Annotated in this window: 17 protein-coding genes, 2 tRNA genes, 1 pseudogene and 2 riboswitches; of the genes and pseudogenes, 4 read left to right on the plus strand and 16 right to left on the minus strand. The window is 58.3% G+C overall.

Going from position 1 to position 23,544, the window contains the following annotated elements; all coding sequences use genetic code 11:
• Positions 1 to 40: 40 nt before the first annotated feature.
• Positions 41 to 128, minus strand: a riboswitch (cyclic di-GMP riboswitch).
• Positions 129 to 454: 326 nt separating this feature from the next.
• The gene (locus ACB040_RS02770; protein ID WP_234916379.1) at positions 455 to 622 is read left to right on the plus strand and encodes a hypothetical protein; all 168 of its coding nucleotides are present in this window, start codon (positions 455 to 457) and stop codon (positions 620 to 622) included.
• 133 nt (positions 623 to 755) lie between these two features.
• Here the strand turns inward: ACB040_RS02770 and ACB040_RS02775 are convergent, their stop codons facing one another.
• Together ACB040_RS02775 and ACB040_RS02780 are read right to left on the minus strand one after the other, a co-directional pair.
• Positions 756 to 3,350 (minus strand): glycosyl hydrolase family 18 protein, encoded by a 2,595-nt coding sequence (locus ACB040_RS02775; protein WP_371153139.1) that lies wholly within the window; start codon positions 3,348 to 3,350, stop codon positions 756 to 758.
• A gap of 102 nt (positions 3,351 to 3,452) precedes the next feature.
• Positions 3,453 to 3,540, minus strand: a riboswitch (cyclic di-GMP riboswitch).
• A 234-nt stretch (positions 3,541 to 3,774) separates the two neighbouring features.
• A complete protein-coding gene (locus ACB040_RS02780; RefSeq protein WP_371153141.1) occupies positions 3,775 to 7,230 on the minus strand; it encodes a NahK/ErcS family hybrid sensor histidine kinase/response regulator in 3,456 nt (1,151 codons plus the stop codon).
• Between the two features lie 215 nt (positions 7,231 to 7,445).
• Here ACB040_RS02780 and ACB040_RS02785 point away from each other — a divergent pair, with 215 nt between their 5' ends.
• The 3 genes and pseudogenes from ACB040_RS02785 to ACB040_RS02795 all read left to right on the plus strand — a co-directional run.
• On the plus strand, positions 7,446 to 7,994 hold the full coding sequence (locus ACB040_RS02785) for a DUF2975 domain-containing protein (protein ID WP_115521890.1): 549 nt from the start codon (positions 7,446 to 7,448) through the stop codon (positions 7,992 to 7,994).
• Positions 7,995 to 8,001: 7 nt separating this feature from the next.
• Entirely contained in the window at positions 8,002 to 8,211 is a 210-nt protein-coding gene (locus ACB040_RS02790; protein WP_201949611.1) for a helix-turn-helix transcriptional regulator, read from the plus strand.
• Between the two features lie 7 nt (positions 8,212 to 8,218).
• Positions 8,219 to 8,694, plus strand: a pseudogene (locus tag ACB040_RS02795) (hypothetical protein); the annotation flags it as partial.
• 77 nt (positions 8,695 to 8,771) lie between these two features.
• Here ACB040_RS02795 and pnp read toward each other — a convergent pair.
• The 14 genes from pnp to ftsH all read right to left on the minus strand — a co-directional run bounded on the left by pnp (position 8,772) and on the right by ftsH (position 23,535).
• A complete protein-coding gene (gene pnp, locus ACB040_RS02800) occupies positions 8,772 to 10,919 on the minus strand; it encodes a polyribonucleotide nucleotidyltransferase (protein WP_201937376.1) in 2,148 nt (715 codons plus the stop codon).
• A gap of 167 nt (positions 10,920 to 11,086) precedes the next feature.
• A complete protein-coding gene (rpsO, locus tag ACB040_RS02805; protein ID WP_005338797.1) occupies positions 11,087 to 11,356 on the minus strand; it encodes a 30S ribosomal protein S15 in 270 nt (89 codons plus the stop codon).
• A gap of 144 nt (positions 11,357 to 11,500) precedes the next feature.
• Positions 11,501 to 12,451, minus strand: coding sequence for a tRNA pseudouridine(55) synthase TruB (gene truB, locus ACB040_RS02810; protein ID WP_216951945.1), 951 nt, complete (start codon positions 12,449 to 12,451; stop codon positions 11,501 to 11,503).
• 1 nt (position 12,452) lies between these two features.
• Positions 12,453 to 12,890: a 30S ribosome-binding factor RbfA gene (gene rbfA, locus ACB040_RS02815; RefSeq protein WP_005338799.1), complete on the minus strand. Its 438-nt coding sequence runs from the start codon at positions 12,888 to 12,890 to the stop codon at positions 12,453 to 12,455.
• A gap of 55 nt (positions 12,891 to 12,945) precedes the next feature.
• The gene (infB, locus tag ACB040_RS02820; RefSeq protein WP_005338806.1) at positions 12,946 to 15,639 is read right to left on the minus strand and encodes a translation initiation factor IF-2; all 2,694 of its coding nucleotides are present in this window, start codon (positions 15,637 to 15,639) and stop codon (positions 12,946 to 12,948) included.
• A 20-nt stretch (positions 15,640 to 15,659) separates the two neighbouring features.
• Entirely contained in the window at positions 15,660 to 17,162 is a 1,503-nt protein-coding gene (gene nusA, locus ACB040_RS02825) for a transcription termination factor NusA (RefSeq protein ID WP_005338808.1), read from the minus strand.
• Positions 17,163 to 17,176: 14 nt separating this feature from the next.
• Entirely contained in the window at positions 17,177 to 17,635 is a 459-nt protein-coding gene (gene rimP, locus ACB040_RS02830) for a ribosome maturation factor RimP (protein WP_005338809.1), read from the minus strand.
• Positions 17,636 to 17,801: 166 nt separating this feature from the next.
• Positions 17,802 to 17,878: transfer RNA gene (locus ACB040_RS02835), tRNA-Met, on the minus strand.
• 92 nt (positions 17,879 to 17,970) lie between these two features.
• Positions 17,971 to 18,055: transfer RNA gene (locus ACB040_RS02840), tRNA-Leu, on the minus strand.
• Positions 18,056 to 18,062: 7 nt separating this feature from the next.
• Positions 18,063 to 18,389, minus strand: coding sequence for a preprotein translocase subunit SecG (secG, locus tag ACB040_RS02845; protein WP_005338811.1), 327 nt, complete (start codon positions 18,387 to 18,389; stop codon positions 18,063 to 18,065).
• Complete coding sequence (tpiA, locus tag ACB040_RS02850) at positions 18,390 to 19,154, minus strand: triose-phosphate isomerase (RefSeq protein WP_021230372.1); 765 nt, start codon at positions 19,152 to 19,154, stop codon at positions 18,390 to 18,392.
• Positions 19,155 to 19,285: 131 nt separating this feature from the next.
• Positions 19,286 to 20,620: a phosphoglucosamine mutase gene (glmM, locus tag ACB040_RS02855; protein ID WP_021230373.1), complete on the minus strand. Its 1,335-nt coding sequence runs from the start codon at positions 20,618 to 20,620 to the stop codon at positions 19,286 to 19,288.
• 63 nt (positions 20,621 to 20,683) lie between these two features.
• Complete coding sequence (gene folP, locus ACB040_RS02860; RefSeq protein ID WP_021230374.1) at positions 20,684 to 21,529, minus strand: dihydropteroate synthase; 846 nt, start codon at positions 21,527 to 21,529, stop codon at positions 20,684 to 20,686.
• A 59-nt stretch (positions 21,530 to 21,588) separates the two neighbouring features.
• Complete coding sequence (gene ftsH / locus ACB040_RS02865; RefSeq protein WP_371153149.1) at positions 21,589 to 23,535, minus strand: ATP-dependent zinc metalloprotease FtsH; 1,947 nt, start codon at positions 23,533 to 23,535, stop codon at positions 21,589 to 21,591.
• Positions 23,536 to 23,544 lie beyond the last annotated feature (9 nt).

Genomic DNA, 23,544 nt, shown 5'->3' on the forward strand with positions numbered 1-23,544 from the left:
AAAAACGGCCACCCCTTGGCAAAGGCAGCCTGCATTCTACTGTGGTGGCCCCGCTATCCTAGGTCGTCTTGACCCTTAGACCGGAAGCTTTGCGTCCCGACTTTTCAATCGGTTTGCCCTTGTCACAACGTTATTTCTGGCGATAAATAATCGCAAAATAATCGCCGATTGACTGTAGGGAAATTCTGATAAGTAAGCAAATCGAACCATTGCCAGCCCACCGGTTTCCAACCCCGATAATTACCCACTTTCAAGAAATTAATATTTAAAAAACAGCCAGATATGCAGACCTAATCTCATCACCTCCAACCAGATACCTCACACCATTTTTTTGATCTGCATCACACCAAATTGAGAAAAATCAATGAGTAAGAACAATATGCGACAAAAGACCCATCTGTATCGCAACTAATGAATTTATAATCGCCGCTTTGCATGGCCAGCAGGTGTCTTCATGCCCAGCGAATTGCCCTCACGCACCCGGTTATCCAGATACGACAAATTTGTTCGTTTGACGATTTATGCCTTGCCACTGGCCGGGATGATCTGGCTTATCAACAGCCTCAATGGCTGGCAAAGGGCAGCGTGCGGCACAGATGCCAGCTATCGGGGAGAGCATTAATCACTAGGCAAGAGTGAGCACTTTGCAGGGACACGAGAGAAGCTGGGGAAACCGATTGGCAGACCCGCCAGAATGTGGCGAAGCGGGGAGAAAAAACGGGGCATGACTGGCATGCCCCGCCATCATTCAATGCTTATTTACAGCTGGCGGCTCCCACATCCTGCCAGACGTCGTGTTTGCCGGGCTCATTGCCCTTGGTCCAGTACTGCGCCTTCCACTGACGGCCGTTATGGGTGGTGAGCTCGCCACCGTTGTAGGCCACATTGGCATCCCAACCCAGTTGCACCTTGCTCACCAGCAGCCACTGATCCGCGGTGCGGCTCGGCTCGTTGCCCTGGGTCCAGTACTTGGCCTGCCATACCAGCTGGTTGTGGCTCACCTTGTCGCCGCTGTTATAGGTGCTGGCCGCTTTCCAGACTGGCCAATTGACCGCATCCGGATCGGTCGCCGTGCAACCACCGCCGCTGCTGGCCGGTTTGACCGTCAGATGGGTTGCCGCGCTGGCATCCAGCCCGCCGTCGGAGACGGTGACGCTGAGGTCATAGCCGGTGTCGCTGGTGACGCTCGGGCCGGTGACCACCAGAGTGGCGCTGTTCTGACCCGTTGCGGTGATGCCTGCCGGCACGCTCCACTGATAGGTCAACGGATCACCGTTCGGATCAGAGGCGGTCGCCTTGATGGTCACCTGCTTGCCCGCCTCCACAGAGGCCGTGGCAGGTAGACTCACCACCGGCGCCAGATTGGCCTGCGGCGCCTTGTTGGTCACCACCACCTGATCCTTGGCACTCAACTGCTGGTCATCGGTCACTGTCAGCTCGAACACCAGATTGATGTCGGCGGACACGGCATCGAGTACAACACGGGCCTTGGCCTGAGTGGCATCGAGCAGGGCAGCCTGCGGGCCGGAGATCTGCTTCCAGCTGTAGCTGAGCGCGCTGTTTTCCGGATCGTGGGAGGCTGACCCATCCAGCGTCACCTCGGTCGGGCCGGTCACCTTGAGGTCACTGCCCGCGTTGGCCAGCGGCGGCTTGTTGGCTGGTGGAGTCGTCCCCTCGCCGTGGCCCAGCCCTTCATGCATGGCGTTGAGGATGTCGCCGTTGTCGGCATCGATCTCCCAGGAGAAGAGGCCACCGAGCTTGTTGGCCAGCACATACTGCCCCTTGGCCTTGACCGAGCGCTCGTTGTCATAGGTGATGAGGTCGCCGGTCGCCGCCTTGAACAGATAGGGCGCCTCGGCCACCTCGTCGTAGCCCTTCTCCCAGCCCGCCCACATCCGGTTGTTGACGATGTCGCGGTAATCCACCACCCCGTCCTCCCAGGTGCCTTTCACCTTGCCGGTCGCCTTGCCGGTGAAGGGGTTGTTGCCCTGATAACCGCTCACGCCGGTCCAGCCACGGCCATACATGGCGGCACCGACCACCAGCTTGCCCGGTTCAACCCCCTGCGCCAGCAGCTGATTCACCGCCTTGTCGGTGGTGTACTTGGTTGCGGGGTCCCAGCTCGCTGCATAGAGGTTGGTCTGGTGGCCCAGCTCGGTGTTGCTCCATGCACCGTTGTAGTCATAGGTCATCATGAAGATGTGATCCATGTAGGGCTGGGCCGCCTTGTAGTCCACATCCTGGATCTTGTCGCCCCCCGCCCCGATGGCCGAGGTGAGCTCATACTGGCGACCGGTCTCGGCCTCCAGCTCGTCGAGCATGGCCCGCAGCTCCTTCATCAGGGCCACGTAGGTGGCACCATCACTCGGGCTGCCCAGTTTCGGGTTGGCACCCTGTCCGCCCGGGTACTCCCAGTCGATATCCACACCATCGAAGAACTTCCAGGTCAGCAGGAACTCTTTCACCGAGCCGACAAACACATCGCGCTTGGTTTTGTCACCGAGGAAGTAGAAGGGATCGGAGAGGGTCCAGCCACCGACCGAGGGGAGGATCTTGAGGTTCGGATAGGCCTGCTTGAGCGCCATCAGGGCGCCAAAGTTGCCCTTGTAGGGCTCGTCATGGGCAGTGAGGTTGCCTTGCGGCATCTGGATGGCGGCCCAGGGATCGTGCATCGCCACCTTGAAGTCGGCGCGACCGGCGCACGCCCGTTGCAACGCCTGGAAGCTCCCTTCGATCTCCTTGAGGCTGTCGTTGAGGCCATCCCCGCCGCAGATGGGGGTGAAACCATAGAGGATATGGGTCAGGTTCTGGGCCGGGATCTTGTCCACCGTAAACTTGCGGCCATAGACCCCCCACTCCACATAGTAAGTCCCCACAACCTTGCCGGACTTGTTGGCGTAGGGCTTGTTGTTCTCCTGCAGCGGCGCCTTGAGTGGCGCCAGATGGCTACCATCGGTATCGGCGACCACGATCTCCTTGGCATCAGAGAGGGTACAGCCATCGGCGTTGCACAGCGCCACCTGCATCTGGTAGCGCCCCCCTTTCTTCACCTTGAATTTGGCGCTGCCCGCTGCGGCCGAGGGGCCGGACCACACCTCCTGACCATTGAGCAGTACCTTGGCACTCTGGCCCAGATCGCCGCTCCAGAGGTTCCAGTTCACCTCCACATCGGCGGCATCCTTTACCTTGACCAGATTGTTGTAGGCAGTGGCCGCCTGATCGACTTCAACGATGGAAAACTTGGTGGGGCCCCATCCGATGGTCGGCTTGCCGGGCGCCGCAGCATAAGCGGACGAGGCGCAGCACAGACCGACCGCAAGGGCCAGCATGGTAGGCTTTGGACTTAGCATTTTTATATTTCCCTATTTCGTTATGTTGGCAACGAAAAGGGCTACGCCCTGACAGGTAACGCAGACGGCAGTGCGGCCTCTTGGCAAAGGTGCACAACAACCTGTGGTGGCCCCGCTATCTCAAGTACGGCTCATCCCTGGACCGGAAGCTTTGCGTCCCGATCTTGCGATCGGTTTGCCCTTCGGTTACTTCATTTGCGATGCAAAAAATCGCATCCCGACTATAGAGTGAGCCAATCCGGTCTGCCACTGTCGGCGTTCACCGACAGTGGCAAGCCAATACTGTAACTGGCGGCGATTGCGCAGGGAGATGAAGAGATCTTCGCCAATAAATCTCTGTTTTCGGCATTCATCCATGACCACGGGCCACAGGATCATTCTACGGTTTTGTGAGCCGGTTCACGGCTAGCCGCCCCGGCTGCGACTAGCGCAGCAGCAGGCTGTTCATCAGGGCCCGCAGTTTGAGCGGTTTGACCGGTTTGCTGATGTAGCCATACCCCCGCTCGCGGATCTGCGCCTGCAGCTCGCTCTTGCGATCGGCGCTGATGATGATGCCTCCCAGCTCGTCGCCACACACCCGCTGCAGGGCAGCCAGCGCCTCCAACCCGGTCTTGCCATCGTCGAGGTGGTAGTCAGAGAGCACCAGTCTCGGCACAAACCCCTCTGCTATCAGCGCCTCGGCTTCGGCCAGATCAACGGCGCAGCGCACTTCGCTGCCCCAACGGCCGAGCAGTGTGCTCATGGCGGTCAGAATGTCCCGCTCGTTGTCGATACAGAGCACGGCTACACCTTCCAGCTGGCTGTCACGCACCACCGGCGCCGCCAGATGATGGGCCGTGACCGGCCGGGTTGCCAGATTTAGGGTCACCGCAAAGACCGACCCCTTGCCCGGCCAGCTTTGTAATGTGAGCTGATGACCGAGCACCAGCGAGATGCCGCGGGCGATGGCGAGCCCCAGACCCAGCCCCTGCTCCTTGGCGGTACGGGAGTGATCGAGACGGGAGAACTCGTCAAAAATAGCCTCCTGCTTGTCCTGCGGGATGCCGGGGCCGTTATCCCACACCTCGATGCGGATCTTGTCCCCCATCCGGCGGCAACCAAGCAGCACCCTGCCGCCCGGGTTGTAGCGAAACGCATTGGTCAGGAAGTTCTGCAGCACCCGGCGCAGTAGCCGCACATCGCTGTGCACCGCGTGCTTGCTCTCCACAACCGAGAAGTGGATCCCCCCCGCCTGGGCCAGCACGCCAAACTCCGCCTTGAGGTTGTCGAGCAGATCGCGCAGGGCAAAGTCGAGCTTCTTGGCCTTGAACTTGCCCGCTTCGAGCCGCGAGATATCGAGCAGATCGGTGATGAGATCCTCGGTCGCCCCCAGCGCATCGTCGATATGGCGGGCGATGCGGGCCTGCTCGCCAGCATCGGGCAACATCTCCAGCAGGGAGGAGGTAAAGAGCTTGGCTGCGTTGAGGGGCTGGGTCAGATCATGGCTGACCGCCGCCAGAAAACGGCTCTTGGATTGATTGGCCCGCTCCACCTGCTGGTTCACCAGCAATAGTTGGCGGTTGAGTTCGGAGAGCTCACGGGTGCGCTCGGCCACCCGCGCCTCCAGATGTTCGTTCGCTTCGCGCAGCACCCGCTCCGCATCGCGAAACGGCGTGATGTCGGTAAAGGTCATGACAAAACCGCCGGCGGGCATGGGGTTGCCCTGCATCTCGATCACCCGCCCGTCCGGGCGCTCCCGCGCCGAGATATGGGCGCTACCGCGCTTCATAAAGGCGACCCGCCGCGCCACGTGATCCTCGATATCGCCGGGGCCACAGAGCCCCTGCTGGGCGTTGTAGCGGATGATCTCCTCGATGGGACGCCCAGCCTGAATAAGCCCCGGCGGATAGTGGAACAGCTCGATGTAACGGCGGTTCCAGGCCACCAGCCGAAGCTCCCTGTCCACCACCGAGATCCCCTGGCCGATATGCTCGATCGCCCCCTGCAGCAGGCCGCGGTTGAAGCGAAACACGTCGGAAGCCTCATCGACTATGGTGGCGATCTCCTCGAGCTGCATGTTGCGCCCCTGCAGGGCAGAGGCAAGCACCAGCCGTGCCGACGAGGTACCAAACACCCCCGCCAGCAGCCGCTCGGTGTGGGCAATCAGTTCGGCCGAGGCCTGCATCTGGGGCGCCAAGGTGCCGCCGCGCTCACCGGCGAAACGACCAAAGGCGCGTTTGACCCGGCTTGAGCCGACAAAGCGGGCCGCCAGCATCTCCAGCTCCTTGACCGAGACCCGCGCCTGATAGAGGGCGGCGGTATCGCGGCTCGGCTTGCCGACAAAGTTGGCCGCCTGCAGCCGCTCGCTCACCGCCGGACGGGAGAGCAGCGAGCCTGCCACATAGCCGAGCAGGTTGAAGAGCAGGCTCAGGAAGATGCACCAGGCCCCGAGACTCAGCTCGCGAAATGCGGGCCAGTCCGGCGGCGCCAGCAGCTCGGCCAGCGGTGAACCGGCCAACAGCCCGCTCTCCACCAGCAGGGTGACGAACCAGAGGCTCACCCCGAGGCTCAACCCAAGATAGACCCCCTTGCGATTGCCGTGACGCCAGTAGAGGCCGAGCAGCAGGGCGGGCGCAAACTGGGCCACCGCGCCAAAGGAGAGGTAACCGATGCGCGACAAGCTGGTGAGATCGCCGAGCCAGAGGTAGAGCCCCCAGGCCGCCAGCAAGATCAGCAGGATGGCGCCACGGCGCACCTGCAGCAGCAGCCGCACCAGCCGCTCGTCGCGCCCCTGCCGCCAGAAGCGGCGCAGCAGCACCGGCAGCACCAGATCGTTGCTCACCATGATCGCCAGCGCGATGGTGCAGACGATCACCATGCCGGTGGCCGCCGAGGTGCCGCCGAGAAACGCCAGCATCGCCATGCCATCGAAACCGAGGGCCATCGGCAGACTGATCACATAGGTGTCGGAGGCCATGTCAGCCCCCACCCACTGTTTGCCCGCCAGTGCCAGCGGCCAGATAAAGAGCCCCATCACGAACAGGTAGAGCGGGAAGATCCAGCGCGCCCAGTGCAGATCCTGCCCCTGATTGTTCTCCACCACAGTCACATGAAACTGGCGCGGCAGGCAGATAACGGCGCACATCGCCAGCACCGTATAGATGGCAAGCTCCAGCAGGTTGCCGGGGCTCACCGCCACCACCTGTGCAAAGAAGTCGCGGGTCACCTGTTCGTAAGCCTCGCCCGGTTTGCTCAGGATCAGCCAGAGGGCGAAGCCCCCCACCGCGATAAAGGCCAGCAATTTGACCACCGACTCGAAAGCGATGGCCACCACCATCCCCCTGTGGTGCTCGGTGGCATCGAGATGGCGGGTACCGAACAGGATGCTGAACAGCGCCAGCAGCAGGGTGACCCCGAGCGCCAGCTCGCTGGTATTGCTGGTCGGGCTGATGCCGCCGCTGTTGACCATCAGCAGATCCAGCCCGGTGACGATGGCTTTGAGCTGCAACACCAGATAAGGGAGGATCCCCATGATGGCGATGAGGGCGATCACCATGGCGAGCCGCTGGGATTTGCCGTAACGGGCGGCGATAAAGTCGGCGATGGAGGTGATGTGCTCGCGCTTGGCCACCAGAATAAGGCGGGCCAGCAGCCGCCAGCCAAACAGAAAGACCAGCATGGGGCCAAGGTAGATGGGCACCGGCGACCAGGGCGATTCACTCGCCTGCCCCACGGTGCCGAAGAAGGTCCAGGAGGTGCAGTAGACCGCCAGCGACAGGCTGTAGAGCAGCGGTTGCCCCTTGAGACGGTGCCGTTTGTGCTTGTCAGCCACGAAGGCGATCAGAAACAGCAGCCCCAGATAGGTGAGCGACAATCCGATCAGCAGCCATCCCTGGTGCATCGATAACTCCTTGTCCATGTTGAGTTTTTGTATACAACCTCGCCAGTCTAGAGAGGCTGCAGCCAAAAGTCATCCCCTTCGGAGAGATTGAAATTATCGTTTTTCAATAAGTTTCATCTTGACTGTATATCGTAAAACAATAAATATTGCCGATGTAAATATTGATAAACGATAAACTTTACCTTTCAGATAAAACCATCACAGTGAGGAATGAGATGATCTCCAACAAACTCGAACGCTCGAGCATGCTGATCGAATGGCTGCTACTGCTGGCACTGCTGGCGACCCCTTTGATCACCTTGCTGGAGGTGTGGACCCCCTTCGGTGGCGCCGATTTTCTGCAGGAGAAGCTCAACACCATCTTGAGCCGCCCCGGCATCAATCCTGCCGACTATCCCCTTCACTTCTCCACCCGGCTGCTAGGCACCCTGGTACAGCTGTTGCCGGATCTGGTCTTTATGATGATGCTCTGGCAACTGCGCCAGCTGTTTCGTGGCTACCGCGCCGGTCTGCTCTTCACCTTCGAGCAGATCCGCCGCTATCGGCAGATCGGAGTGCTGCTCTGTACAACCTTCCTGGTCGAATTGATCCTGACCCCCTTGCTGGATACGGTGCTCACCATGAGAGGCCCGGAAGTACTCGGTACCATAGCGCTGAGTACCTCCGATTTCCGGGTACTGCTGGCGGGACTGATCGTACTGGCGCTGGCACTGGTCATGCGCGAGGCAAAACTGCTGGCCGATGAACAGCAACTGACGGTGTGAGGAACGTATGCCCATTATCATCCGACTCGATGCCCTGCTGGCCGAGCGTAAAATGACCGCCCGCGAGCTGGCCCAGCGCATCGACATCACCGAGGCCAACCTCTCGATCCTCAAGAATGGCCACGCCAAGGCGGTGCGCTTCTCCACTCTGGAGGCCATCTGCCGTGAACTCAATTGCCAGCCCGGCGATCTGCTGGGCTACGAGCAGGAGCACTAACCCCCTTATGAGTCGTCATATCACCCTGTTTGCCCTGTGGCTGCTGCCGCTGTGGGCCTGCGCTGGCAATGACGCGAGCGGCCCCCGCTACCTTATCGAGCAGGGCGCCAGCGCCAATGTGCTGCAAGTGCGCCTCACCATGCAGGGCAAGCCTCCCTTTACCCTGCTCCCCGCTCGTCAGTTGCCGGGCAGTGCCACGCTGGTTTCCCCCGCGCTGGTCTGCCTTGCAAACAACCAGCCGGTTGCCCTCAACCAGCCCTTCTCCTGCAAGGAGATCGGCTGGCAGATCACGCTCACCCCCCTCCGACAGTGGGTGCAGATGCCTCGGCCCAACAGTCGCTGCTGTTTGCTCCCAACCAGTGGCTATTGACCGAGTGGGGTAACTTTGTGCGCCAGATGAGGAGTCGCCAAGGAAAGGTTTGTCTGCCGGATGGCAGCTGCCAACCGCTGCCGGATGTCAACCAGCCACCGCTGATCCTGCCATAAAACAAAGTCCGGCTCCCCAAGGAGAGCCGGACTTTTTACATCAACCGGAACCAATCCGGTATCAGGCGAGCAGATTACTCTGCAGCAGGCGCTTCTTCTGCGACCGGAGCTGCGTCAGCAGCAGGTGCAGCCGCTTCGGTCGGGGCGTTCGCCTCCTTGATGGAGAGACGTACACGCCCCTGACGGTCCACTTCCAGTACCTTCACCTTGACCACGTCACCGATGGTCAGGTGGTCAGCCACGTTCTGCACGCGAGCGTCGGTGATCTGGGAGATGTGTACCAGACCATCTTTGCCCGGCAGAATGTTGACGAATGCACCGAAATCGGCCAGACGGACAACTTTACCTTCATAGATGCGGTTCACTTCGATCTCGGCGGTGATGGCCTCGATGCGACGGATCGCTTCCATGGCGGCTTCGTTGGCCACGGCGGAGATACGTACAGTACCGTCATCGTCCAGCTCGATGTTGGTGCCGGTCTCTTCGGTCAGCGCACGGATCACAGAACCACCCTTACCGATCACGTCCTTGATCTTCTCAGGATTGATCTTGATGGTGTGGATACGCGGTGCGAAATCGGAGATCTGGGCACGGGGAGCCTGGATAGCTTCATCCATCACTTTCAGGATGTGCAGACGAGCGCCACGAGCTTGCTTCAGAGCAATCTCCATGATCTCTTTGGTGATGCCTTCGATCTTGATGTCCATCTGCAGCGCGGTCACACCTTCGGTGGTACCGGCTACTTTGAAGTCCATGTCGCCCAGGTGATCTTCGTCACCCAGAATGTCGGACAGCACGACGAAACCTTCTTCTTCCTTCACCAGCCCCATGGCGATACCGGCAACGGAGGCCTTGATCGGCACACCGGCATCCATCAGCGCCAGAGAGGAACCACAGACAGACGCCATGGAGGAGGAGCCGTTGGATTCGGTAATTTCAGAGACCACGCGCACCACGTACGGGAACTCGGCGGCGCTCGGCATCACGGCAGCAACGCCGCGCTTGGCCAGACGGCCGTGACCGATTTCACGACGCTTCGGGCTACCCATCATGCCGGTCTCACCGACACAGTATGGCGGGAAGTTGTAGTGCAGCATGAAGCGATCGGCACGGTTGCCGGTCAGCTCGTCGATGTTCTGGGCATCACGCTCGGTCCCCAGAGTGGCGACCACGATGGCCTGAGTTTCACCACGGGTGAACAGGGCAGAACCGTGGGCACGGGGCAGAATACCGGTACCTACGCTCAGGGCGCGGATCATTTCCGGATCGCGACCATCGATACGCGGCTCACCACGTACTACGCGACCACGAACGATGCGGCTTTCCAAGCTGTGGAACTCTTCGCCGATCTTCTTGGCATCTTCTTCCACACCAGAAGCGATAACTTGCTCAACCACACGACCCTTGATGGCAGCGATGGTTTCGTAACGAACAGCCTTCTCGGTGATGCGGTAGGCTTCACCCAGTTCGGCGCTGGCCAGCTCGGCAACCTTGGCTTTCAGCGCTTCGTTGACGGCAGGCGGAGTCCAGTCCCACGGCTTGGTGCCGACAGCAGCGGCAAACTCGTTGATCGCATTGATCACGGTCTGCATCTGCTCGTGACCGTACACAACGGCACCCAGCATTACCTCTTCGGAGAGGATGGCCGCTTCGGACTCAACCATCAGTACCGCGTTGGCAGTACCGGCAACCACCAGATCCAAATCGCTCTGCGGCAGTTCGGTGGTGGTCGGGTTCAGCACATACTGACCGTTCATGTAACCCACGCGAGCAGCACCGATCGGGCCGCCAAAGGGGATACCGGAGATGGCCAGTGCAGCAGAGGCACCGATCATGGCAACGATGTCGGGGGATACGGCCGGATTCACGGACATTACGGTCGCAACGACCTGAACCTCATTGAGGAAGCCTTCCGGGAACAGCGGACGAATAGGACGGTCGATCAGACGGGAGATGAGGGTCTCGCCTTCGCTCGGACGGCCTTCACGACGGAAGAAACCACCCGGGATACGACCAGCAGCATAGGTACGCTCCTGGTAGTTGACAGTCAGCGGGAAGAAATCACGGCCGTGATCGGCCTCTTTCTTGCCGACTACGGTCACAAATACGCAGGTATCGTCCATGCTGACCATAACGGCCGCAGTGGCTTGACGGGCCATCACACCGGTTTCCAGAGTGACGGTGTGTTGACCGTACTGGAATGACTTTACAATAGGATTCACTTGAATTTCCTTTTTACAATTTGGCTCTTTAAATTCGCGCACAAGTATACTTGATTCGATGCAAAAGGTAAGCGGCGACGCGAATTCTGTGAGGCAGACAACGGCTTGAAGAGCAATAAAAAAGGGGAACCTGACGGTTCCCCTTTTTCGCGAAATCTGATGGTCGATTAACGACGCAGACCCAGCTTGGCGATCAGAGCAGCATAACGCTCGGAATCTTTACGCTTCAGGTAGTCCAGCAGCTTACGACGCTGGGAAACCATGCGCAGCAGACCGCGACGACCGTGGTGGTCCTTGGAGTGCTCTTTGAAGTGACCTTGCAGATGGTTGATCTGGGCAGTCAGCAGGGCAACTTGCACTTCGGGGGAACCGGTGTCGTTGGCGCAACGAGCGTTGTCAGCAACGATTTGAGCTTTGATCTCAGCATTTAGAGACATGGTAATACTCCAGTAGAGTGTTTAAAGGTTCACAGCCAATCTCTAATTCAGCCGTGAAATGAGGGCGGTATCATAATCGTCCCCGCCCCATTTCGCAACGATAAAGAGGCGAAACGGGAAAGACTCCCTGATACCGCCTGAGGATCACTCCTCGTCGTGATAACGCACCAGTCGCTTGGGAGCGACGCGGCCATCGTCATCAATCTCGCCAACCCCGATGAACTCGCGCTCCGGGCCGACAGTCATGCGAACCTGACCGCTGGCCGGAGCCCCCGGTACCTGCACCGCCTGACCCTGATTCACATAGGCGGCGACTACCGCCAGCATGTTCACCTCGGGCAAGCTTGCCACGGCGGTGTCCATCGGCAGCAACAGCGGATCCAGCTGCTCGCGCGGCGGGATACTCTCGGCCTTGGCCTGCTCGAAGATGCACTCGAGTTGCTCCAGAGTCAGCATCCGCTCATACGGATAGCTGGCCACCTGGGTACGGCGCAACTGGGTCACGTGGGCGCCACAGCCCAGTACTTCACCCAGATCATCCACCAGCGAGCGAATATAAGTACCCTTGCTGCAGTGCACTTCAAGGCGCACTTCATCACCTTCAAAGCTCAGCAGTTTGAGCTCGAATACGGTGATGGGACGGGCTTCTCGCTCGATCTCGATGCCTTCGCGGGCATATTCGTAGAGCGGACGGCCGTTGTGCTTGAGCGCGGAGTACATGGACGGCACCTGCATGATGGGGCCGCGGAACTGGTCCAGCGCCTCGATCAGGGTACCGACAGCCACGTTCACCGGACGGGTGGAGACCACCTCACCGTCGGAGTCGCTGGTGTTGGTGCGCTCGCCCAGTTTGGCGGTCACCTCATAGCGCTTGTCCGCTTCCAGCAGATACTGGGAGAACTTGGTGGCCTCGCCGAGGCAGATCGGCAGCATGCCGGTCGCCAGCGGATCCAGTGCGCCGGTGTGACCGGCCTTGGCGGCGTTGTAGATGCGCTTGACCTTCTGCAACACATCGTTGGAGGTCAGGCCGGTCGGCTTGTCCAGCAGCAGAATGCCGTGCACATCACGGCCCTTGAAACGACGTCTTCGGGTCATCTCAGGCTTTATCCTCAGTCGTGTCATCCGGTGCGGATTCAGCTTCTTCGTCACGGCCGGATTCGGCCATGCGACGCTTGTCTTCACGCACAGTGTTGGTCACCAGGTTGGAGAGACGCATCCCCTCGACCAGGGTCTGGTCGTAGTAGAAACGCAGCTCGGGCACCACGCGCAGACGCATGGCACTGCCCAGCAGACTACGGATATATCCGGCTGCTTCGGTCAGACCCTGCAAGCCTTCCTTGATGCGCTCGGCATCATTTTCCAGCTGCAAGAAGGTGACGTAAATCTTGGCATAGTTGAGGTCACGGGACACTTCCACATCGGAAACGGTCACCATGCCGATGCGCGGGTCTTTCACCTCGCGCTGCAGGATCAGCGCAATTTCACGCTGGATCTGCTGTCCGACCCGACGGGTCCGGCTGAATTCTCTGGCCATATTCTATCCTGCGATAAAAGGGGGCCGCGGCCCCCTATTTTGTCTAACTCTCGGCTTACAAAGTCCGTTGGATTTCAACAGTCTCGTAAACTTCGATCTGGTCGCCTTCGCGCACGTCGTTGTAGTTCTTGACCGCGATACCACACTCGTAGCCGTTGCGAACTTCGTTGACGTCATCCTTGAAGCGGCGCAGGGATTCCAGCTCGCCTTCATAGATAACCACGTTGTCACGCAGAACGCGGATACGGTTGGAACGCTTGACCACACCTTCGGTAACCATACAGCCGGCAACTGCGCCGAACTTCGGAGACTTGAAGACGCTACGCACTTCAGCCAGACCGATGATTTCCTGACGATACTCAGGGGCCAGCTTGCCGCTCATGGCCTGCTTCACTTCGTCGATCAGGTCATAGATGACGGAGTAGTAACGCAGATCCAGGCTCTCGGATTCGATGACCTTGCGCGCAGATGCGTCGGCACGGACGTTGAAACCAACCAGGATGGCGCTGGAAGCAGCAGCCAGGGTCGCGTCGGTTTCGGTGATACCACCTACGCCGGAACCCACGATCTTCACCTTCACTTCGTCGGTGGAGAGTTTGACCAGCGCATCGCAGATCGCTTCCACAGAACCTTGTACGTCGGCCTTGATCACCACGTTCACTTCGGACACTTCGCCCTCGGTCATGTTGGCGAACATGTTTTCCAGCTTGGCCTTCTGCTGGCGAGCCAGCTTGACTTCGCGGAACTTGCCCTGACGATAGAGCGCCACTTCACGGGCTTTCTTCTCGTCACGGACAACGGTGGCTTCGTCACCGGCAGAGGGAACGCCGGACAGACCCAGAATTTCCACCGGCAGGGACGGGCCCGCTTCCTTGATCTCGCGACCCAGTTCGTCACGCATGGCGCGAACTCGGCCGTACTCAAGACCACACAGAACGATGTCGCCCTGACGCAGAGTACCTTCTTGTACCAGTACGGTAGCAACCGGACCACGACCTTTATCCAGGAAGGATTCGATCACGACGCCGTTGGCCATGCCATCAACCACCGCTTTCAGCTCCAGTACTTCGGCCTGGATCAGGATGGCTTCCAGCAGGTCGTCGATGCCTTCGCCAGACTTGGCGGACACGTGCACGAACTGGCAGTCTCCACCCCAATCTTCGGACATGACGTTGTAACGGGCCAGTTCGGTCTTGACGCGATCCGGATCCGCTTCCGGCTTGTCGATCTTGTTGACAGCAACAACCAGCGGCACACCAGCAGCCTTGGCGTGCTGGATAGCTTCGATGGTTTGCGGCATCACGCCGTCGTCAGCTGCAACAACCAGAACAACGATATCGGTCGCCTTGGCACCACGAGCACGCATGGAGGTAAACGCCGCGTGACCCGGGGTATCCAGGAAGGTGATCATGCCACTGTCGGTCTGGACGTGGTAAGCACCGATATGCTGGGTAATACCACCGGCTTCGCCAGCAGCAACCTTGGCTTTACGAATGTAGTCGAGCAGCGAGGTCTTACCGTGGTCAACGTGACCCATGATGGTAACGACCGGCGCGCGCGGCTTGGCTTCGGAGGTCTCGTCACGATCGGACAGCACCGCCTCTTCCAGCTCGTTCTCACGACGCAGCACAACCTTGTGACCCATCTCCTCGGCGACCAGCTGAGCGGTCTCCTGGTCGATCACTTGGTTGATGGTGGCCATGGCACCCATCTTCATCATCACCTTGATGACTTCAACGCCCTTAACGGCCATCTTGTTGGCCAGCTCGGCCACAGTGATGGTCTCGCCGATGACGACGTCGCGGTTCACCACGGCAGCCGGCTTGTTGAAACCGTGCTTCATGGCGTTCGGCATGGCAACCTTGCCGCGCTTGCCTTTACGGGCACGCGGGTTGCGAGAGTCGCGATCATCTTCACGACGACCGGCTTTCTTCGGTGCCTTGGCAGCTGCGGCAGTGCGGCGGCTGGTCTCTTCTTTCCGATCCAACTCGTCTTCTGCGGCTTGCGCATGCTTGTTGGTGGTCAGATGGTAGTCGCTGCTTTCTTTGGCGCGAGCGGCCTCTTCTTCAGCCCAGCGGGCTGCGTTCTGTTCCGCCATGAGACGAGCCTCTTCGGCTTTCTTCGCGGCGAGTTCTTCAGCTTTTTTCAAAGCTGTTTGTTCCTGTTGGCGCTTCAGTTCTTCTGCTTCGCGCTTGGCCATCTTTTCTGCCTCTTGCTGAGCTGTGCTACTGGCTGCTTTGGCGGGCTGTGAAGCCTGTCGAGCCTTTGATTGTGCCTCGATCCGCGCCTTTTCCTCAGCTTCACGACGAGCCTGCTCAGCCTCACGGCGAGCCTTCTCTTCAGCTTCGAGGCGAGCCTTCTCTTCGGCCTCGCGACGAGCTTTTTCTTCTGCTTCCAAACGCGCTGTTTCCTCGGCTTCCGCCTGACGCTGTTCATCTTCCAGCGCCGAGCGTCTTACATAGGTGCGAGACTTGCGCACTTCTACCTGCACTTCCTTGTTCTTGCCGCCAGTCCCCTGAACACTGATGGTGCTCTTGGTCTTGCGCTGCAAGGTCATGCGGGCAGGAGCGGCGACCTCGTCACCTCCATGCTGTTTCTTCAGGTGTGCCAGCAGAGCCTGTTTCTCAGACTCGCTGACCATGTCGTCGGCCTTGCTCTTGCTGATACCGGCATCGACAAACTGCTGGAGAAGACGATCAACCGGTGTGTCGATGTCAGTGGCAAGTTGTTTGACTGATACTTCTGCCATTCATTTTCCTCCGTTTGATCTTACTCGGACTGCTCTTCTCCGAACCAACAGATATTGCGAGCAGCCATAATGAGCTCACCTGCCTTCTCGGCAGTCAGCCCTTCAATATCAGCAAGGTCATCGATACCTTGCTCAGCCAAATCTTCCAGGGTGCCCACGCCACGGCCCGCCAGAGCGTAAGCCAGTTCGCGGCTCAGACCGTTCAGATTGAGCAGCTCTTCGGACGGCTCAACGCCATCGAAAGACTCTTCTTTGGCCAGTGCCTTGGTAGTCAGGGCATCTTTCGCGCGCTTGCGCAGCTCTTCGACCATGTCTTCATCCAGACCGTCGATAGCCAGCAGCTCGTTGACCGGTACAAAGGCGATCTCTTCCAGGGTAGAGAAGCCCTCTTCCATCAGCAGACCGGCGAAATCGTCGTCGATATCCAGAGTACTGGTGAACAGGTTCATGATGCGGTCGTTTTCGGCCTGGTGCTTGGCACGCATGTCCTCAACGGTCATCACGTTCAGCTCCCAACCGGTCAGCTGGGAGGCCAGACGCACGTTCTGACCATTGCGACCGATGGCCTGAGCCAGGTTGGCAGCTTCCACGGCGATATCCATGGTGTGGTTGTCTTCATCAACGATGATGGAGGCCACATCGGCAGGTGCCATGGCATTGATCACGTACTGGGCCGGGTTGTCATCGTACAGCACGATGTCTGCACGCTCACCGCTCAGCTCGGCGGAGACAGCTTGCACACGGGCACCACGCATACCGATACAGGCACCGATCGGGTCGATACGACGATCGTTGGTCTTCACCGCGATCTTGGCGCGGGAACCCGGATCACGGGCAGCGCCCATGATTTCGATCATCTCTTCACCGATCTCCGGTACTTCGATACGGAACAGCTCTTTCAGGAAGTCCGGGCTGGAACGGCTGACAAACAGCTGGGAACCACGGGCTTCCGGACGCACTGCATACAGCAGGCCACGGACACGGTCGCCCGGGCGGAAGGTTTCACGCGGCAGCATGTCATCACGGAAGATCACGGCTTCAGCATTGCTGCCCAGATCCAGGATGACGTTGTCGCGGTTGCTCTTCTTGACCACACCACTGATGATGGTGCCTTCTTTATCTTTAAACTGATCAACTACTTGTGAACGCTCGGCTTCGCGCACTTTCTGCACGATAACCTGCTTGGCGGTCTGGGTAGTGATACGATCGAAGGTCACAGAGTCAATCTGGTCTTCAACATACTCACCGATCTGGATTTCCGGCTGATCGATCTGCGCCGCTTCCAGGGTGATTTCCGCGTAGGGGTTCTCCATCGCGGCTTGATCCGCAATGACTACCCAGCGGCGATAAGTGTCGTAGTCACCGGTCTTGCGATCGATTTCGACCCGAACTTCAATCTCGCCTTCATATTTCTTCTTGGTCGCAGTCGCCAGCGCGGTTTCCAGAGCCTGGAAGATCTTCTCGCGGGGTACCGCTTTCTCGTTGGATACTGCGTCAACGACCAGCAAAATCTCTTTATTCATATCCGATAGCCTCGTTAACCAAAGTTCGGCACTATGTTCGCTTTTTGGATATTGGTGAAAGCCAACACGTCGTCCTTACCATCTACTGTCAGGGTGATCATGTCGCCTTGCACAGCTTTGATTACGCCTTTGAACTTGCGGCGGTTGTTTGTTGCCATCCGAAGCGTTACCGCCGCCTCTTGGCCAACGTATTTTTCGAAATGGGCAACCTTGAACAGGGGACGATCCAGGCCGGGGGAGGACACCTCGAGGTAGTACTCCTCGGTGATGGGATCTTCGACGTCCATGATGGCGCCAACCTGATGGCTGACCTCAGCACAGTTCTCGACAGTCACACCCTGCTCGCCGTCGATATAGACACGCAAGGTGGAGTGTTTACCCGCACGGATAAACTCAATACCCCAAAGTTCAAAACCCAAGGCAACGACCGGAGCCTCGAGCAGATCGGTCAAACGTTGTTCCAACGTAGCCAAAGTCACCCTCCGAAAAACAAAAAAAGGGCATAAAGCCCAGATAGATATCGATTCAGAGTAAATTGCACATAACAAAAAGCCCCGATGTCAAATCGGGGCTTGGCGCTTTACCCTGATTGTCGCCTCGCAGCGACCGCCTTCCTGAGCGTAGGAAATGCGTGAAATTTGGTTGCGGGGGCCGGATTTGAACCGACGACCTTCGGGTTATGAGCCCGACGAGCTACCATGCTGCTCCACCCCGCGTCCGAAATCGTGCGAGATTATAGCCACTTCACTCTCTCGATACAAGACTGACTGGCTATAATACACTCGGTTTCCCGAGCTCACTGCTTAATTGGTGCCGTGGGCGGGACTCGAACCCGCACACCCTAGAGCACTACCCCCTCAAGATAGCGTGTCTACCAATTCCACCACCACGGCAAAACTCTTACTCGGGAACGTCAGTATCTTTCTTCACTGGCGCTTTGGTCTGCTCAACCTGTTGGGTTTGTTGCAGATTTTCCCATTCACTACCCTGCTTGACCTTGTTGCTGGACATAGAGCCGAGCACCAAGCTGATAACAAAAAACAGAGTAGCCAAAATTGCTGTTGTTCGGGTCAGGAAACTGCCTGAACCACCGGAGCCGAATACAGTGTTCGATGCCCCTGCGCCGAAGGAGGCGCCCATATCAGCCCCTTTACCTTGCTGAATCATCACCAAACCAATCAGAGCCAGTGAAACCAGCAGATAAACGACTAAAAGAATCTCGTACATTTAACTTGCACCCTTTGCCGCTTCAACAATTCCTAAAAACGCAGCGCTATCGAGGCTTGCTCCACCAATCAGTCCGCCATCAATGTCGGGCTGTGCAAACAAATCTCTCGCGTTGCTCGGCGTTACGCTCCCACCATAGATGATTCTAACTTTTTCACCTATTACCGGAGTATCCTCCGCCAAGCGACCACGTATAAAGGAATGAACCTCTTGTGCCTGCTCGGGTGTGGCGCATTTACCTGTACCTACAGCCCAAATCGGCTCGTAGGCGATGATAGCATTATCGAAAGCCATCGCGCCATTTTTCTCTATGACGATATCCAGCTCTTCAGCGATCACCTCGAAGGCTCTTCTCGCCTGCCTCGCCGCACCTGACTCACCTAAACAGAGGATGGGAATCAAGCCTGCCGCTCTGGCTGCCGCAAACTTCTCTGCGACGATAAAACTGGTCTCACCAAAGAGACGCCTGCGCTCGGAGTGCCCTACCAATACGTAACGACACCCTGCCTCAACCAGCATCTGACACGAGATTTCTCCAGTGTAAGCGCCAGTAGCGTGCTGACTCACATTCTGAGCCCCCAACCTTATTACTTTCTGCTCGTTGAGCAGTGAAGCGGTAAAGTCGAGATGCACATGGGAAGGACAGAGAACCACATCTACTTTTCCGTCAACGCCGTTTAGGCACTGACTCGTAAACTGCTCTAACTGCGACTTACTACCGTGCAACTTCCAGTTGGCTGCTACAAACGGCTTGCGATGTCCCATCGGCAACTCCCTTGCGAAAGCGGGGCTGATAATATCCAGAGGATGCTCAGCTGACAAGTGCTATTTTTAAATTTTTGAATCGTTTGAACAAGATACAACCAGGGCGGCTAAAAAGCCGCCCTGGTTGTTCATTAAAACGCCGATTCAACCTGCTTGGCGATGCGCTGAGCCATGTCACGCACCTGCTGTTCGTGCTCCCCTTCGACCATGACCCGGATCAGCGGTTCGGTACCTGATTTGCGCAACAGTACGCGACCACGGCCAGCCAGCTCCTGTTCCACCTTGGCAACCTCAGCCATGACAGCATCCGCGGCCAGCGGATCCTTGCCTTCGGCAAAGCGAACATTCACCAGAACCTGCGGGAACTTGCTCATGCCGGAGCGCAGCTTGGCCAGCGGCATCTCGGCACTGCGCATGGCGGTAAGCACCTGCAAGGCGGCTACGATGCCATCACCCGTAGTGGTCTGATCCAGACAGATTATGTGGCCGGAGTTCTCTCCACCGATACGCCAGCCCTTCTCTTCCATCATCTCCAGCACATAGCGGTCACCCACCTTGGCACGGGCAAACGGAATGCCCAGGGTTTGCAGCGCCAGCTCCAGACCCATGTTGGCCATCAGGGTGCCGACGACACCGCCTTTGAGGCGACCATTGCGCAGGGTATCGCGCGCGATGATATAGAGCACTTCATCACCGTCGATGAGATAGCCGGTATGGTCAACCATGATCAGACGGTCGCCGTCACCATCAAAGGCAACCCCCAGATCGGCCTTGTACTCCAGTACCTTGGCAACCAGAGCGTCAGGCGCAGTCGAACCGACACCATCGTTGATGTTGAGACCATCCGGGGCACAGCCCATGGTTATCACTTCAGCGCCCAGCTCGCGGAAAACCGACGGCGCAATGTGGTAAGTGGCGCCGTGGCCACAGTCGACCACCATTTTCACCCCATCCAGATTCATGTGGGAGGGGAAGGTGCTCTTGCAAAATTCGATATAGCGACCGGCGGCATCATCAATGCGCACCGCTTTGCCAAGTTCGGCCGACTCGACACACTTGAGCTCGTGATCCAGCTCGGCTTCGATAGCCAGCTCGACATCATCAGGCAGTTTGGTGCCATCGGCGGAGAAGAACTTGATGCCGTTGTCATAGAAGGGGTTGTGGGAAGCGCTGATGACGATGCCAGCTTCGGCACGGAAAGTGCGAGTCAGGTAGGCAACCGCCGGCGTAGGCATGGGTCCCATCAGAATGGCCTTGAGGCCTGCCGCAGAGAGCCCCGCTTCCAGCGCGGATTCCAGCATGTAACCGGAGATGCGGGTATCTTTGCCAATCAGCACCTTTTTGGTGCCCTTCTTGGAGAGCACCTTGCCGGCAGCCCAACCCAATTTCATTACAAAATCAGGGGTGATCGGGTATTCGCCAACCTTGCCGCGCACACCATCGGTACCGAAATACTTTCTTGCCATTGTCTGTTCTCTTTATTATCTGGAAATAAAATCTTGTCCCGTCATTGCCAGCCAACCGACTTATTATTTGGAAATAAAATCTTGTCCCGTCATTGCCAGCCAACCGACGCGCAATGCGTCCATGGTCTCCCGTACATCGTGTACCCTGATGATGCGAGCCCCATGCTGCATGCCGATAAGGGCGCATGCCAGACTGCCCGCCAGACGGTCATCCACCGGACGGCCCAGCAAGTTGCCTATCATAGACTTTCGCGACATCCCCACCAATAGCGGCAAGCCATAATCAAGCAACTCCTGTTGAGCCGCCAACAGCTGATAGTTGTGTGCGAGGGTTTTGCCAAAGCCATATCCCGGATCCAGCAACAGCTCTTCACGCCGGATCCCGACCGCCAGACAAGCCGCAATGCGCTCATCAAAAAAGGCGCGAACCTCCCCGACCAGATCGTCATAGTGGGGCTCGACCTGCATGGTTCTCGGCTGCCCCTGCATATGCATCAGACAGACCGGAACCCGCGCTTCGGCCGCGGCTTGCAGTGCTCCAGGTTCTTGCAGTGCCCGCACATCGTTGATCAGATGGGCACCCGCCTTGCAACCCTCCCGCATCACAGCAGCTTTGGAGGTATCGAGGGAGATCATCACATCCAGCTCACGGGCCATCTGCTCTACGACAGGAATGACCCTGTCCAGCTCCTCCTGCTCGCTCACATCGGGCGCACCAGGGCGGGTTGACTCGCCACCGATGTCGATAAGGGTCGCACCGTCAGAGACCATCTGGCGCGCATGGGCCATTGCCCGTTCAAACTGGTTGAAATGGCCGCCATCGGAGAAGGAGTCGGGCGTCACATTGAGGATCCCCATCACATGGGGACGATCGAGGGAGAGGCTAAGCCCCTTGCTGGTTAACTGCATTTTCACGTCCATCTGATAAAGAAAAACCCCGGGCAAGCCCGGGGTTTGGAGAGTCACGATTATTTGGCCGGAGCGTCGTTGGCTTTGTCGATAGTGACATCCGCCACCGGTGCAACCTCATCGGCCGCCTTGGTCTCGGCAGCTACAGTGGAACCGCCTTGCGGGGTATCACCGTGCTCGTCATGCCAGTTGCTCGGAGCACGTACCTCGCGACGCGCCATCAGATCATCGATCTGCTTGGCGTCGATGGTCTCGTACTTCATCAGCGCATCTTTCATGCTGTGCAACACGTCCATGTTATCCAGCAGGATCTGCTTGGAACGGGCGTAGTTGCGGTCGATGACCTGCTTGACCTCGGCATCGATCACGCGAGCGGTATCGTCGGACATATGCTTGGCCTTGGCCATGCTGCGACCGAGGAACACCTCGCCATCTTCTTCCGCATAGAGCATTGGGCCGAGACGCTCGGACATACCCCACTGGGTCACCATCTTGCGTGCAATGTCGGTCGCCCGCTCGATATCGTTGGACGCGCCGGTCGATACCTTCTCGGCACCGTAGATCAGCTCTTCTGCCAGACGGCCGCCATACAGACTGGAGATCATCGACTCCAGATGCTGCTTGGAGTGGCTCCAGCGATCCTGCTCCGGCAGATACATAGTCACACCCAGTGCTCGACCGCGCGGAATGATGGAGACCTTGTAAACCGGGTCATGATCCGGAACCAGACGACCAATGATGGCGTGACCGGCTTCGTGATACGCCGTCATCTCCTTCTCGGACTCTTTCATCACCATGGAGCGGCGTTCCGCACCCATCATGATCTTGTCCTTGGCCTTCTCGAACTCGGCCATGGAGACCACTCGGCGGCTCTCACGGGCAGAGAAGAGGGCAGCTTCGTTGACCAGGTTGGCCAAGTCCGCACCGGAGAAACCGGGGGTACCACGGGCAATCAGCGCCGGATTCACGTCATCCGCCAACGGAACTTTGCGCATGTGCACTTTCAGGATCTGCTCGCGACCACGGACATCCGGCAGACCGACCACAACCTGACGGTCGAAACGGCCCGGACGCAGCAGTGCCGGATCCAGTACGTCAGGACGGTTGGTGGCAGCAATGACTATGATGCCTTCATTGCCTTCAAAGCCATCCATCTCGACCAGCATCTGGTTAAGAGTCTGCTCACGTTCATCATGACCACCACCCAGACCGGCACCACGCTGGCGACCGACCGCATCAATTTCATCGATGAAGATGATGCAGGGGGAAGATTTCTTGGCCTGTTCGAACATGTCACGCACCCGGGAGGCACCGACACCGACGAACATCTCCACGAAATCGGAACCTGAGATGGTGAAGAACGGCACCTTGGCCTCGCCCGCAATGGCCTTGGCCAGCAGGGTCTTACCGGTACCAGGAGGACCCACCAGCAGCACACCGGTCGGGATCTTGCCACCCAGTTTCTGGAATTTGCTCGGGTCGCGCAGATAGTCGACCAGCTCCTTCACCTCTTCCTTGGCTTCATCGCAACCTGCAACATCAGCAAAGGTAGTCTTGATCTGATCTTCGCTCATCAGGCGAGCCTTGCTCTTGCCGAACGACATGGCACCTTTGCCACCGCCGCCCTGCATCTGACGCATGAAGAAGACCCAGACACCGATCAGCAGCAGCATCGGGAACCAGGAGATGAAGATAGAGGTCAACAGAGACGGCTCTTCCGGCTTCTCGCCCATCACTTTGACATTGTGATTGAGCATGTCGTTGAGCAGCTGGGGATCCGGCGCAGGGATGATGGTGGTGAATCGTTCACCAGTACGCTTGACGCCATTAATGACCTTACCGTCCATCCGCACTTCACGGATCTGCTCTTGGGTCACCTCTTTAACGAAGCTGGAATAGTCCAGCTGGCGACTGGTGGTATCGCTGGGGCTGAAGCTATTGAACACCGACATCAAAACGACGGCGATGACCAGCCACAGGATTAAGTTTTTCGCCATGTCACTCAAATCAGTAAC

It is taken from the genome of Aeromonas sp. S11(2024) (assembly GCF_041402345.1).
Taxonomy (GTDB): Bacteria; Pseudomonadota; Gammaproteobacteria; order Enterobacterales; family Aeromonadaceae; genus Aeromonas; species Aeromonas veronii.

Excerpts from the sequence above, each read along its gene's own strand:
- ACB040_RS02770 (WP_234916379.1), top strand. The coding sequence starts at position 455 with ATGCCCAGCGAATTGCCCTCACGCACCCGGTTATCCAGATACGACAAA.
- ACB040_RS02775 (WP_371153139.1), bottom strand. The coding sequence starts at position 3,350 with ATGCTAAGTCCAAAGCCTACCATGCTGGCCCTTGCGGTCGGTCTGTGC.
- ACB040_RS02780 (WP_371153141.1), bottom strand. The coding sequence starts at position 7,230 with ATGCACCAGGGATGGCTGCTGATCGGATTGTCGCTCACCTATCTGGGG.
- ACB040_RS02785 (WP_115521890.1), top strand. The coding sequence starts at position 7,446 with ATGATCTCCAACAAACTCGAACGCTCGAGCATGCTGATCGAATGGCTG.
- ACB040_RS02790 (WP_201949611.1), top strand. The coding sequence starts at position 8,002 with ATGCCCATTATCATCCGACTCGATGCCCTGCTGGCCGAGCGTAAAATG.
- rpsO (WP_005338797.1), bottom strand. The coding sequence starts at position 11,356 with ATGTCTCTAAATGCTGAGATCAAAGCTCAAATCGTTGCTGACAACGCT.
- truB (WP_216951945.1), bottom strand. The coding sequence starts at position 12,451 with ATGACCCGAAGACGTCGTTTCAAGGGCCGTGATGTGCACGGCATTCTG.
- rbfA (WP_005338799.1), bottom strand. The coding sequence starts at position 12,890 with ATGGCCAGAGAATTCAGCCGGACCCGTCGGGTCGGACAGCAGATCCAG.
- infB (WP_005338806.1), bottom strand. The coding sequence starts at position 15,639 with ATGGCAGAAGTATCAGTCAAACAACTTGCCACTGACATCGACACACCG.
- nusA (WP_005338808.1), bottom strand. The coding sequence starts at position 17,162 with ATGAATAAAGAGATTTTGCTGGTCGTTGACGCAGTATCCAACGAGAAA.
- secG (WP_005338811.1), bottom strand. The coding sequence starts at position 18,389 with ATGTACGAGATTCTTTTAGTCGTTTATCTGCTGGTTTCACTGGCTCTG.
- tpiA (WP_021230372.1), bottom strand. The coding sequence starts at position 19,154 with ATGGGACATCGCAAGCCGTTTGTAGCAGCCAACTGGAAGTTGCACGGT.
- glmM (WP_021230373.1), bottom strand. The coding sequence starts at position 20,620 with ATGGCAAGAAAGTATTTCGGTACCGATGGTGTGCGCGGCAAGGTTGGC.
- folP (WP_021230374.1), bottom strand. The coding sequence starts at position 21,529 with ATGCAGTTAACCAGCAAGGGGCTTAGCCTCTCCCTCGATCGTCCCCAT.